At 45.8% G+C, this 12,931-nt stretch carries 13 protein-coding genes; 7 read left to right on the top strand and 6 right to left on the bottom strand.

Annotation, left to right across the window (positions count from 1 at the left end):
* Both ACOGW3_RS02130 and ACOGW3_RS02135 read left to right on the top strand, forming a co-directional pair.
* The coding region (locus ACOGW3_RS02130; protein ID WP_419901452.1) for an aminotransferase class V-fold PLP-dependent enzyme at window positions 1-294 on the top strand (294 nt) is incomplete at its 5' end.
* 3 nt (window positions 295-297) lie between these two features.
* Window positions 298-543 carry a hypothetical protein gene (locus ACOGW3_RS02135; protein ID WP_419901453.1) on the top strand — a complete coding sequence of 82 codons (246 nt, stop codon included), beginning with the start codon at window positions 298-300 and terminating at the stop codon, window positions 541-543.
* 206 nt (window positions 544-749) lie between these two features.
* Here the strand turns inward: ACOGW3_RS02135 and ACOGW3_RS02140 are convergent, their stop codons facing one another.
* On the bottom strand, window positions 750-902 hold the full coding sequence (locus ACOGW3_RS02140; RefSeq protein ID WP_419901454.1) for a hypothetical protein: 153 nt from the start codon (window positions 900-902) through the stop codon (window positions 750-752).
* Window positions 903-1,266: 364 nt separating this feature from the next.
* Between ACOGW3_RS02140 and istA the strand changes: the two genes are divergently transcribed.
* From istA to ACOGW3_RS02155, 3 genes are all read left to right on the top strand, one after another.
* Window positions 1,267-2,775 (top strand): IS21 family transposase, encoded by a 1,509-nt coding sequence (istA, locus tag ACOGW3_RS02145; RefSeq protein WP_419901087.1) that lies wholly within the window; start codon window positions 1,267-1,269, stop codon window positions 2,773-2,775.
* Window positions 2,772-3,584 carry an IS21-like element helper ATPase IstB gene (istB, locus tag ACOGW3_RS02150; RefSeq protein WP_419901088.1) on the top strand — a complete coding sequence of 271 codons (813 nt, stop codon included), beginning with the start codon at window positions 2,772-2,774 and terminating at the stop codon, window positions 3,582-3,584. The genes istA and istB overlap by 4 nt, the downstream gene beginning before the upstream one ends.
* Window positions 3,585-3,773: 189 nt before the next feature.
* Window positions 3,774-4,250 carry a helix-turn-helix domain-containing protein gene (locus ACOGW3_RS02155; protein WP_419901455.1) on the top strand — a complete coding sequence of 159 codons (477 nt, stop codon included), beginning with the start codon at window positions 3,774-3,776 and terminating at the stop codon, window positions 4,248-4,250.
* A 93-nt stretch (window positions 4,251-4,343) separates the two neighbouring features.
* Here ACOGW3_RS02155 and ACOGW3_RS02160 read toward each other — a convergent pair whose 3' ends face one another.
* From ACOGW3_RS02160 to ACOGW3_RS02170, 3 genes are all read right to left on the bottom strand, one after another.
* Window positions 4,344-4,469: a hypothetical protein gene (locus ACOGW3_RS02160; protein ID WP_419901456.1), complete on the bottom strand. Its 126-nt coding sequence runs from the start codon at window positions 4,467-4,469 to the stop codon at window positions 4,344-4,346.
* A gap of 179 nt (window positions 4,470-4,648) precedes the next feature.
* Window positions 4,649-4,975 (bottom strand): hypothetical protein, encoded by a 327-nt coding sequence (locus ACOGW3_RS02165; RefSeq protein ID WP_419901457.1) that lies wholly within the window; start codon window positions 4,973-4,975, stop codon window positions 4,649-4,651.
* Window positions 4,972-6,054 (bottom strand): phosphotransferase family protein, encoded by a 1,083-nt coding sequence (locus ACOGW3_RS02170; RefSeq protein WP_419901458.1) that lies wholly within the window; start codon window positions 6,052-6,054, stop codon window positions 4,972-4,974. Before ACOGW3_RS02170 ends, ACOGW3_RS02165 begins: the two co-directional genes overlap by 4 nt.
* Before the next feature lie 111 nt (window positions 6,055-6,165).
* Here ACOGW3_RS02170 and ACOGW3_RS02175 point away from each other — a divergent pair, with 111 nt between their 5' ends.
* Entirely contained in the window at window positions 6,166-6,816 is a 651-nt protein-coding gene (locus tag ACOGW3_RS02175; RefSeq protein WP_419901459.1) for a DsbA family oxidoreductase, read from the top strand.
* A gap of 66 nt (window positions 6,817-6,882) precedes the next feature.
* Here ACOGW3_RS02175 and mfd read toward each other — a convergent pair whose 3' ends face one another.
* Together mfd and ACOGW3_RS02185 are read right to left on the bottom strand one after the other, a co-directional pair.
* Window positions 6,883-10,362 (bottom strand): transcription-repair coupling factor, encoded by a 3,480-nt coding sequence (gene mfd, locus ACOGW3_RS02180; protein ID WP_419901460.1) that lies wholly within the window; start codon window positions 10,360-10,362, stop codon window positions 6,883-6,885.
* A 70-nt stretch (window positions 10,363-10,432) separates the two neighbouring features.
* Complete coding sequence (locus ACOGW3_RS02185; RefSeq protein ID WP_419901461.1) at window positions 10,433-10,717, bottom strand: succinate dehydrogenase assembly factor 2; 285 nt, start codon at window positions 10,715-10,717, stop codon at window positions 10,433-10,435.
* A gap of 124 nt (window positions 10,718-10,841) precedes the next feature.
* Between ACOGW3_RS02185 and recG the strand changes: the two genes are divergently transcribed.
* Window positions 10,842-12,923 carry an ATP-dependent DNA helicase RecG gene (gene recG, locus ACOGW3_RS02190; RefSeq protein ID WP_419901462.1) on the top strand — a complete coding sequence of 694 codons (2,082 nt, stop codon included), beginning with the start codon at window positions 10,842-10,844 and terminating at the stop codon, window positions 12,921-12,923.
* Window positions 12,924-12,931 lie beyond the last annotated feature (8 nt).

The raw sequence follows: 12,931 nt of genomic DNA on the forward strand, positions 1-12,931 counted from the left end.
AGTCAATATTTTCGAAATGAACTATCAAATATCCCAAGTATATCATTACTCGATTTGGGAGATAAAAAATGCGGCATCGTGAGTTTTTATTCTGATCAAAAAAAATGTACCGAAATAAGGGCTTTTTTAGAAACTAACCAAATTCATGTCTCCACGCCAGGCAGAACAGGAAATCCAGTTTTATTTGACCAATGCGGCATTTCCCAGTTAGTAAGAGCCTCCGTACATTACTTTAATACCAAAGAAGAAATCGATAAGATGGTCGATCTTCTTAAAACATTTCTGAGAGCCTGAGGCATGAATAAGCCAACAACGATCCCTGACATCCAAAAACAGTTAGAAATTATTAGTCAGGAGCTGATTGCCATTATACAAAAATACGAACTGGATGCTCAGAACCCGCTGGACGTTATTCCTGTTGCGCGAAAACAAATTACGAATGACAGTGATTATGTGCGATTTCTTGAGCTATCGCTTGAAGGAAGACTACTGGGAGAAGCAGCAGAACACCTTAATGCAAGCAACGAAAGCTCTAAAGGATAAGGCTGAAACCTTATCCTGAGAAATTCACCCAGCACGATTATCCTCTTTCTATAAGCCACCCCGGAAAAATCTACGTAGACATACATTATGTCTATTGCCGCGAGGGCATTAATAAGGCTTTTGAGTTCCACCTCTTCCGCCAACAAAAGCTTAACCTTTAATCACTGTGTGTGTTCATACGGGAGCTGCACGCATAATTAGCCAATCTATCCAACAGCATCAGACTTGCCAGAGTGAACTCCAAGCGAATCACTAGAGTATTCGGCTTTTCGAACTGAAAAATTACTCAAAGCACCTTTAAGGTAGGAACGTTTTCTCAACTCAGGCAAGCGCACATTAATCATGTTCAAGGTTAACATAACTATCTTTTTATCACGCAAAAGAAGTAAATTTATCAATTGTAGGAATTAATTCATCAGTAATTACACGCCAACTTAGTATTTTATTAAGGCGGATGATGCATATTTACTCGTTGTGGACACGCATTTGAATTTGCTCGCTCAACGAGTTCTAAAATTTTACAAATCCAACCAAATAAGGATTTGTTCAGCGACAATAACCTTGGCCGGTTGCGACAACCACCTTGGCCGGTGGATCTGATCATTAAAAAGGGCGTGCCCGTTTGATAATCAGATCCACCGGCCAAGGCTTAATTTGGTGTTAGTTACAAGCTGCTGTGAGTTGATAAATTAGGAACCTCTAGATGTAATTGGAGGAACCTGTTTGCCGTATAAATTTATCACAGATGAACAACTGAGACTTTACATGACAGATAGAAAAACTCATGGTCAACGAACCGCCGCTGCCCGCGCAGGGTTTAGCGAACGCACGGCCCGCCGATTTGACGTTGATGCGACTTTACCGTCACAACGCAATATAAAGCGAGGGCGAACAGTTTCTGATCCGCTTGAAGATATCTGGGATAAGGACATCCTTCCCATTTTGGATAAAGACAACTCGGTCAAACCCATTACTTTGTTGCGCCACATACAGAGCCTCTATCCGCTCCGTTTTCCCGATGACCGTGTCAAGCGCACGTTAGAGCGCCGAGTTCGGGGATGGCGGGCTCTGAATGGCCCTGAAAAGGATATCATTTTCAGGCAAACACCTGAGCCGGGTTACATGGGCCAATCAGATTTCACGGATGCAGCCGACTTAAGTATTACCATTGCAGGAGATCCTTTGGTGCATCGGCTCTATCATTTTGTTCTGGTATATAGCCGATGGGAACATGTTGGGGTCGTACTTGGCGGTGAGAGTTTTACAGCCCTTGCGGAGAACTTACAAAATGCGCTTTGGTCCTTGGGGGGCGCTCCTGAAAACCACCGGACCGACAGCCTGTCTGCGGCCTTTCGGAATTTGAGCGTTGAGGAAAAGGAGGACATTACCAAACGTTATTCTGCTTTTGTTGAGCACTACGGTATGGAGGCCAGTCGAAATAACAGAGGGGAATCACACGAGAACGGTGCCATTGAATCTCACCACGGTCACCTTAAGACTGCGATAAAGCAGGCCCTGATTTTGCGTGGCAGTAATGACTTTGACACTTTGGATGAGTATCGGCGATTTTTGGACGAGCTGATTGCTAGACGGAACAAACATCGTGACCAAGATATCCAAACAGAGTTGAAATCTCTCAAGGCGTTACCTCCTCGGCGAACAACAGATTACACTGAAGTCGTGTCGAGAGTTACCAAAACAAGTGGTTTTTTAGTTAAGCAGGTTTTTTATAGCGCCCCTTCTCGCCTAATTGGTCAACGCTTGCGTGTCCATATTTACGATAACCGGATAGAAGCCTATCTAGGCAGCACTCATGTCGTCAGCCATTCTCGTGAGCGGGGGCACGGCAAAGGCCCCCGCATTCATGTTATCAATTATCATCACGTCATTCATGCTCTCAAACGTAAACCTCAGGCACTCGCCAATTCTATTTATCGTGACAGTATTTTTCCAAGAACCGAGTACTCCCTGGCCTGGACATTGTTTCAGAAAAAGTTGTCCCGCAGAGATGCGTGTCGTCAGATGGTTGGGATACTTTTCCTTGCGCACGAAGAGGCTTGTGAGGCCGAAGTCGCGCACCTGATTTCGAGAGAAATCAATGCAGGAAGGCTACCTTGCGCAAAAAAACTTAAGCTGAATATCACAAAAAAGAACACGGATTTACCTCCTGATATTCCCGTGGTTCAACCTTCATTATCAGTCTTTGATACTCTGTTGGAGGATCGGGCATGACAAACATTGAAGTGGATCAGCACAAGCTGCCTCTTATGCTAACTGACTTACGATTACCCAGCTTTCACAAACACTGGCAAGATATCGCAATCCAATCCGACAAGGAGGGCTGGTCAGCAGCCAGGTTCCTTGCCGTTTTGGCCGAATATGAATTGGCCGAAAGGGACACGCGACGCATTCAACGCCATCTCAACGCATCAAACCTGCTGGGCGGAAAAACTCTGGCCACTTTTAACTTCAAGCGGCTGCCTAACGTGAAAAAGGCGCAGGTCGAAGCCTTGTCTGCCGGTGACTGGATTGACGCAAGAGCAAATCTGATTGCCATTGGAAATTCAGGGGGAGGAAAAACTCATCTCCTATGCGCCGTAGGTTATGCTCTTATAGAGGCTGGATACCGTGTGCTCTATACGCAAACCAGTGATCTGGTGCAAAAACTCCAGGCTGCCAGACGTGAACTTATGCTCGAAAACGCCCTCGCAAAACTCGATAAATTTGATCTCATCATTCTCGATGATATTACCTATGCACAAAGGGATATATCTGAAACATCCGTGCTCTTTGAATTGATCGCCAGACGATATGAGTACCGAAGTATTGCAATTGCTGCCAATCAACCTTTTAGCGGATGGGACAATATTTTTCAAGATAAGGCCATGACCGTTGCAGCAATCGATCGTCTTGTTCACCACTCAACCATTCTTGAGATGAATATCGACAGCTACAGACAATGGGAAGCCGCCCAAAATCTCAAAAAAATGTTGCGGAAAACCACAAACAAAAAGGTGAAAAATATGCCTGAAGCATCGTAAATAAACGTCAGATCACAGCCGCATCAAAAGCGGCCAAGGTGGTTGACGCAACCGGACAAAGTGGTTGACGCTCTACAAGGATTGGTAATTATTGTCAAATAGCGTCTCTTAGCTTAAGATTTCACGATGAATACTTGGGCTAGTGCGCGCGGTATGGTAGAATAACCATCGCAACCATCAAGGTTTAGCATGAGAAATAAAAAAACACTTCCTAAGCGGATCACTGGCGTACCCAATGCTGTGGACGTCCATGTGGGACAACGACTAAGGTTACGTCGTACTCTTTTAGGCTTAAGCCAAGAGAAACTTGGTGAGGCTTTGGGCCTGACATTTCAGCAAGTTCAAAAGTACGAACGTGGGACCAACAGAATTGGTGCTAGCCGCCTCTATGATCTCGCAAGGGTACTGGATATCGATGTTGGATATTTCTTTAACGAGATGACTGACGAAGTATCGCATAGATCACCCGGTCAAATAAGAGGCATGGCCGAGGAAGGTGAGGAACTCCCCTTCCAGAAGGACCCCATGGCGCGTCGGGAAACTCTCGAGCTCGTGCGGGCTTATTATAAAATTGACGATCCGACAGTACGACGGCGACTACTGGAAATGGCAAAAACACTTGGCAAAGTGTCATTGGATTTAAATGAAATGACAGAAGCCGAATAGCCTATCTACATATAAATACAAAAAGGATTGCCGCATGAATTCTGCAATCCTTTTTGTGACATTATAACTTCCAGGTTGCCAGTAGACCTATGATTACTGAGCCATAACCTGAAAAGCTGTCAGCCATCCATAGGACAATACAAACAGAAAAAAACCAAAACTACCAAAAGCAACTAAACTGCTGAGAAAATAATCTAGCATTGAGGTCTCTTCTCTCATTTCCATCTCCTACCTTTAGAACATTACATGAACAAATATGAACATGGAGACCATCTTCGTCAAGAACAAAAAGAGAACAAAATTCACAAAACAAGAACGTAAATAATTATTTTCTTATAATTCAAATAGATAGAAGGATGTATTTTTTAGAAATAAATTCTTAACTCAGTAAATAAGAGTTATTCAAGCAAACCGACATAACCCTTCAAACTATCAGGACTAATGAGCTCCAATTTAGAATGGGTATGCATATATAACTTTTGGTACAACTCAGCATTACCGTCACAACAACCAGAACGGACATTTTCGGTTAACTTGCCAGCTTCGAGCTCGACTAGACCTACGACTGCATCATTTGCATTCATTAACTTAAAGCGGTTTGATATTTTATAAATTCGTTGAACAGCCTTTTCTTCGCTCAAGGACAGTTGAGTATTTATGTTCTCTTTATCCTTAATAATTTGTTCAACCTGCAAGACCAATTGATCAATTTGATTTCGCATCATTTTGGGCCGTTCTCATTACCAAGATCAGGCCGTGTATCTGGTTGGGGATCTTTTTGAGATTCTGGCCAATTATCAGGAGCAGTCATTTCCAGTAACATCATCTCAATCTCAGGTGGACGAATAAGGCCGGTTAATCCTAACTCTAAATCTCGTTCACCTTCTACGAAATTTCGGTCTCCTTGCTGAATGGCGATTACGAGCCAACGCAGTAACGACATGACTTCCCAAAACAGAACTCGTTGATGATCGACCTCTTTTCCCGTTATTGCTGAATAGCCCTCATAAAAGCTTTTACGGCTTGCGATTCCTCCAGCCGGATTGTCTTCGTGGCCATACCGCCAGCACTTGGCACAAAACCACCCCAGATCGCTATAGGGGTCTCCCCATCCGGAGAATTCCCAATCGAGCAGTCCTGATAAGCCTTCTGGAGTTACAAGGTAGTTTGCTGTTCGAAAATCACCGTGAACGAGAACCTGTGGTAACGGGGGAAGCTTTGTTTGTTGTAATAAACACCAGCGCATAGCCCATTCTGCGACAGGATTAGGCTTATTCCGACCGTCACAAAAACCACGGTACCGGTTTATGAGCTCTTCCACCGGGTTGGGAGAAGCTTTGTTTAAAAATTTCAATTCCGTAGGACATAATTGATGTAATTGAGCAATTTCGGATCCAAGCTCATAAGCAAGTGCCTCACAATTGCCCGAGGATTTTATCTGATCAAAATCTGTCGTTCCAGGAAGCAGCTCCATCAAAATAAAGCTCCGCCCAATAAGAGCCTTATCCAAACAAAGAGCCAAAGGCTTTGGTGCTTTTACACCCGCTTTCCAGGCATAGGATAGAACTTCAAATTCATCTTCTTTAGGGTGACTTCCAGGGACCCCCGTATGTGCATCAGCCCGAACAACAAGACTTCCCTCTTCTCCAGAAAATTCGTGATAATCCAGTCGCCAATTTTCCTGAATAGCACCTCCTGACATTGTGATCATCTTATCAATCACAAGCCCTTGACGGCCGAGGACATGGCCAACAAAATCAGCCAAAGCATCCACATTTACACTATCTGGAAAAATTTGTTCCACCACGTACACCTTGAAAATCGCAACTCGACACCTCATACCAAAGGTGTACCCGAACACAAACCCTGATATTATCCCTGAACACTATCTTTCTTTCAAAGGTCCGTTGTTAGCATGATGAAACCCTCTATCGAAATCGATATCTATTCCGACCCTATTTGTCCCTGGTGCTACATAGGGTTAAAAAGATTTCAAAAAGCTCAGGCTCAACGACCACATTTTGATGTAAAAATACGCTGGCTAACTTTTCAGTTAAATCCCGATATGCCTGATGAAGGTATGGATCGGCAACATTATCTCGACACAAAATTCGGTGGCAGAGCCAACGCAACCCAGTTCTATAGCCAAATTGCCGCCGCAGGGATTTCCGACGGTATAGATTTCAAGTTCGATCTCATTCAAAAAACACCGAATACCGTTGATGCTCACCGTCTCTCCCTACTTGCCAGAGACCAAGACAAGCAAGATGAGGTTATGGAATGCTTGTTTGAGAGTTATTTTCTCGAAGGTAAAAATATTGGTGAAAGAGAAGTTCTCCTATCCATTGCGGATGAAACAGGACTGACTGGTGCAGAAGAATATCTCAATAGTGACCAAGGTCATGAAGATGTTTTATTTACCGATCAAAATGCCAGATCTCTAGGCTTAACCGGCGTACCCTGCTTTATTGTCAACCGACAGCACATCCTACCCGGCGCACAAAGCCCTGACACCCTAGCCCAGATGCTTGATATTGGTTTTCAGCAATTAAATGAAGAGGCCTGAATCTATAGGAGTGATCATGATAGACGTTCCCGATTGTCGTGATCACTCATACAGGATCTGTTTTTGTCAGGATTTCGCCAACTTAACCAACTCTTCCATCATCATTTTAACGCCTTTTAGTCGACTGCCAGCATCGTCCCATGCACGACGGTAAACCAATTTATGGTCGGGACGAATTTTCACCGTTCCGACCTGCTCTTGAATGAAAATAATCAAGGCAGATGGGTTTTCAAAATTATCATTTCTAAAGGAAACCACAGCGCCCTTAGGCCCAGCGTCTACCTTCTCAACGCCACTAAGCTTGCAGAGCCCTTTAATAAGCATAATTTGTAAAAGGTTTTCCACTTCTTCTGGAAGGTCGCCAAAACGATCAATAAGCTCCGCGGCAAAACCATCAATTTCGGTACGTTCCGTCAAAGAAGATAGACGCCTGTACAGTCCCAAACGCACGTTTAGATCGGCGACATAACGATCGGGAATAAGAACAGAAGTTCCAATGTTGATTTGTGGTGACCATGCCAGATCCTCTTCACCCTCTGCCTCATCACTCCGCAGGGATGCGACGGCTTCTTCCAGCATTTGTTGGTAGAGCTCAACACCGACTTCTTTGATGTGTCCGGACTGTTCGTCCCCAACCAGATTTCCCGCCCCACGAATATCCATATCGTGACTGGCAAGGTTAAATCCGGCGCCGAGATTATCCAGCGTCTGCATAACCTCTAGACGGCGTTCCGCAGTTTTGCTCAACAACTTACCAACAGGTAGAGTGAGGTAACAGTAACCGCGTATTTTGGACCTGCCAATACGCCCGCGAATTTGATAAAGCTGAGCCAGACCAAACATGTCAGCACGGTGTACCAACATTGTATTGGCGCTCGGAATATCAAGGCCAGATTCGATGATACTGGTCGAAAGCAGGACGTCGTATTGATGATCACAGAAAGCTGTCATCACATCTTCGAGCTCACTTGCAGGCAATTGACCGTGCGCCATGCAGATTTTCACTTCGGGAACCAGCTTTTCCAACCGCTCTCTCAGGTCTTTCAAATCAGACAAGCGAGGGCAGACATAGAAGGTTTGGCCTCCACGATAGTGTTCACGTAAAATAGCTTCGCGAATGATGACGGGATCGAAAGGAAGAACAAAGGTTCTAACCGCAAGACGATCTACTGGCGGAGTGGCAATTAGGCTCATTTCTTTGACACCAGACATAGCCATTTGCAAAGTTCTCGGTATTGGCGTCGCTGTCAAAGTTAGAACATGAACATCTGATCTGAGTTCCTTGAGACGTTCTTTTTGCTTAACGCCAAAATGCTGTTCTTCATCAACGATGAGAAGACCAAGATCTGAAAACTTCATGTTCTTGGCAAAAACAGCGTGGGTACCAACAACGATCTCGACGGTTCCCTCTGCCAAGCCTTTTTTGGTTTCGGTCTGTTCTTTCCCTGTTGCCAGTCGCGAGAGCTGACCGATGCGTACAGGTAACCCTTTAAAACGCTCCATAAAGGTGCGGTAATGCTGACGGGCCAACAATGTCGTTGGAACCACTATCGCGACTTGCTTACCACTCATAACGGCAATAAAGGCAGCGCGCAGGGCAACTTCTGTTTTACCAAAGCCGACATCACCACAAACCAAGCGGTCCATCGGGCGCCCAGAACGTAAATCACCGAAAACATCTTCTATGGCATTGAGCTGATCTTCAGTCTCAGGATAAGGAAAGCGAGCCGCAAATTCATCATAGAGCCCCTCAGGAACGTCAATCGTATCTGCTTTACGCAACAGACGATTAGCTGCAATTCCGATGAGCTGATGTGCAATCGCTCGGATACGTTCTTTAACACGTGCTTTTTTTGCCTGCCAGGCTACTCCACCAAGACGATCTAGTTCGGCTCCACAGTCTTCGGATCCATATCGAGATAGAATTTCAATATTTTCAACGGGAACGAATAGCTTATCACCACCGTGGTAAAGCACCTTGAGACAATCATGCGGCGCACCGCCGACATCAACAGTTTCCAGCCCAATATACTGCCCAATACCGTGCTCCATATGAACGACAAAGTCTTTGTCCTGCAGAGATGAAACTTCTTTGAGAAAGTTATCAGACTTCCGGCGTCTTTTTTGCGCACGGGCCAGTCGTTCACCCAGGATATCCTGCTCGGTAATAAAGGCTACTTTAGGTGTAACAATGCCACGCTCAAGACCGAGCGTCAGGAATTGCACCTGCTTACGCATGGTCTTTTTATGGGTTTTCCAATCACGGAGAACATCAGTGTTCGTGAGGCCATGCTCATGAAACATGGAAATCAGGCGATCACGCGAACCGTCTGTATACCCAGTAACAATTATTTTTTTACCGTCATTTTGCTGAAGCCGGATGTATTCACTTACATCATCAAAGACATTCACATCTTCCCGGTTTCTCGCTTCGGAAAAGTCTTTCCCTTGTTTGCCTTCCGCTTCAACCAGGTTTTCCACATGATCAGGTAGGGCAAAGGGTGAGAATTGAGTTGTACTTCGGCTTGAGAGAATACTTTCCCAATCATCCTTTGAAAGAAACAGGCGCTGCATAGGTACAGGCTTGTAAACCCACCCCCCTTCAGAGGACGTTTCCATGGATTTTCTCGCCTGGAAAAAATCAGTGATGGATTCAATACGCGCATCCCGGGCTTCTTCTGCCTGCCCGTCTAATGTAATGACAGCCTCAGGCAGGTAATCAAACAGGGTTTCGAGCTCACCGTAGAACAATGGAAGCCAATGCTCCATTCCAGGGTACTGGCGCCCCTCAGAAATAGCCTCATACAAAGGATCTTCTTTAGCAACGGCCCCAAATGTCTCCCTGTATCCTTTTCGGAATGACTCAATTGTTTTTTCATCAAGGATGGCTTCGCCGACTGGCTTTAACTCCAGGCTTTCAGCTTCACCGGTCGTTCGCTGAGTTAGAGGATCAAACCGCCTTAGGGTATCCAGCTCGTCTCCAAAAAAATCAAGTCGTAGAGGACTTTCTTCTCCAGGAGGAAAAACGTCTACGATACCTCCGCGTATCGCAAATTCACCGGATTCACTTACAGTATCAGCACGAAGATATCCATTGGTAGAGAAGAACTTCAGGAGGTGATCGGTTTTAATCTCTGACCCTGATTTCGCAACCAGAGTTCTGTTTTTAAAAAGGTCTCTGGGAGGCACCCGCTGAAGAGAGGAAGATATCGTTGTTAAAATCAACCGTCCCGTTTTTGGTACCGGGGTTGCCAAGAGCTTTGCAAAAGCATCAATACGGGATGCCAGAATATCTTTATGGGGGCTAACACGGTCATAAGGAAGGCAATCCCAGGCCGGAATTTCGACGATCTCGAGATCGGGGGCAAAAAACTGAACAAGTTCTGCCAGCACAGCCAAACGATTATCATCAAGAGCGATATGCAATACTGGCCTCGGTGCAAGCTCTATCGCTAGCTCAGAGAGAAGCTGGGCATCATATCCCTCCGGAACAGCTGAAATTTGATAACGATCAGCGGCCTGTAGCCGAGTAGCAAGTGTTTTCACAGTAAGATTCTTTGTATTTGACGGACAAAATTTCGATGATCAGGCTTTATTAATGCGACAAATGCTCTGATTATCTTGGATTGGGTGTATATTTGTAACTCAACAAATCATCGAGCACTTTGTTGTGCATATTTTCTGTCGGTTCGGAATTACCGATTATCCAGTCATAGAGAACTGGGTCAGGAATTTCGAGTACACGCTCAAAAAGGTTTAATTCTTCCGCACCCATTTTACTTACATTATCATCTGCGAAGGAACCAATAATGAGATCGGCCTCTTGAGTACCCCGGTGCCAACTCCTGAAACGAAGCTGTTTTCGCCTTTTATCCAAATCGTTGCTGGCTTCAGAACTCATGAAATCTCACCTGTAAAAGAATTATATTTGCTTGTTCGTTTCGCTTGCACAGAAAGCTATGGTATAGGAAACATTACTAGAACATTTAATAAACATCCTACTCATATTCTGCAAGTCAAAGCCCGTGCGCCCTGAAATTCTCTTCCCTCTCTTTACCCCGGTATCCACGCTCCCAGGAGTTGGGCCAAGGTTAAGTACGCTTTATGAAAAGCTTGCTGGCCCACGCGTCATTGACCTTTGCTGGCATTTACCTGTGGGTATGGTTGATCGTCGCTACTCTCCAACAATTGAAGAGGCTATTGCAGATCGGGTCGCGACATTGAAGGTGAGCGTTTTAAGACATATCCCCTCACCCAATCGCCGCAGTCCTTACCGCGTCATTTGCCATGACCCTACCGGTGAGATCCTTTTGATTTTCTTCCACGCACGTGGGGATTATCTGATGAAGCTCCTCCCTCCTGGGGAGACCAGAATTATCAGCGGCAAGCTCGAACGCTTTGGCGATACTTTGCAAATGGCTCACCCCGATCATATGGTCCCGGTTGAAGAAGAACTGGATGTTAAAACAGTAGAACCTGTGTATCCCTTAAGCGCTGGTGTCACCCTAAAGCCCCTAACAAAAGCGATCAAAGCCTCCCTCGTTCAAATCCCGACTGTGCCCGAATGGCTTGACCAATCCCACAAAACTCAAGAATCCTGGCCTGACTGGCAAGAGTGTCTGGAGAAAACACACCATCCGTTATCAGACGAAGAACTGACTGCATTTTCTCCTTATCGCAAACGCCTTGCTTACGATGAATTACTCGCAAATCAACTCGCAATTTCCCTGGTACGAGAACAACAAACAGCCGCGAAAGGACGTATCATTAAGGGAGACGGCTCTCTACGTGAAAAGATGTCAGATATCCTTCCCTTTAAACTGACGGGATCCCAGGACAATGCCATTCGCGAAGTCATAGAGGACATGGAAAGCCCCAACCGAATGTTACGTTTGGTTCAAGGGGATGTTGGGAGTGGTAAAACAGCCGTCGCCCTATTCCCCATGCTTGCCGCCATAGAAAGTGGCTTTCAATCTGCCATTATGGCGCCAACTGAAATCCTCGCGAGACAACACTATAAAACACTGCAGCCTTTTGCTGAAAAACTGGGTGTCTCAATCGTCATCCTTACGGGTAGAGACAAAGGCAAGGCACGCAAAGCAATTCTAGAATCTATTGCTGACGGGTCCACCCAGATGATTATCGGCACTCATGCTCTGTTCCAGGACGACATCGCGTTTTCAGACCTCGCACTTGCCGTTATCGATGAACAACACCGCTTTGGCGTCCATCAACGGCTTTCACTCGCTAAAAAGGGTGCAGGAGTGGATATGCTGGTGATGACTGCAACCCCCATCCCTCGCACCCTGATGCTAACAGCCTATGGCGACATGGAGGTTTCAAGGCTGACAGAGAAACCCGCGGGAAGACAACCCGTAGATACCAGAACGGTATCCGTTGAGCGCATCGGCGATGTTATCAATGGTGTTGCACGTTCTTTGGATCAGGGAACCAAGGTATATTGGGTTTGTCCTCTGGTTGAGGAATCCGATAAGTCAGATTTGGCAGCTGCCGAAGAGCGTTATCGAGAATTAAGCGAACGCTTCGGAGATCGGGTTGGCCTGGTTCATGGCAAAATGAAAGGCCCTGAGAAGGATGCCGTCATGGAACAATTCTCGAAAGGCAATGTTGATCTGCTGGTAGCAACCACAGTTATTGAGGTTGGCGTTGACGTTCCCCAGGCAACCATCATGGTTATTGAACATGCGGAACGTTTTGGTTTGGCTCAGCTGCACCAACTCAGGGGGCGCATTGGGCGCGGTAGTGAAAAATCGACCTGTATCTTGCTTTTCCAAGGCCCCCTTGGGGAAACCAGCAAGGCACGTTTAACGATCATGCGTGAAAGCGATGATGGTTTTGTTATTGCAGAAGAAGATCTTCGCTTACGTGGCGCAGGGGAAGTATTGGGGACGCGCCAAAGCGGCCTGCCTGAATTCAGAGTAGCTGATTTAGCCTGTCACGGTGAACTTCTTGCAACAGCCCGCAACGATGCCAAGCTCATTATGGACAAAGACCCCGCCTTGAAAACAGAGAGGGGACAAGCCCTACGTATTCTGCTGTACCTCTTCGAAAGAGATACAGCCGTCAAGTATCTGAAATCAGGTTAAGAAACGAA

The organism is Kiloniella sp. (genome assembly GCF_965205715.1).
In the GTDB taxonomy this organism is placed as follows: Bacteria; Pseudomonadota; Alphaproteobacteria; order Kiloniellales; family Kiloniellaceae; genus Kiloniella.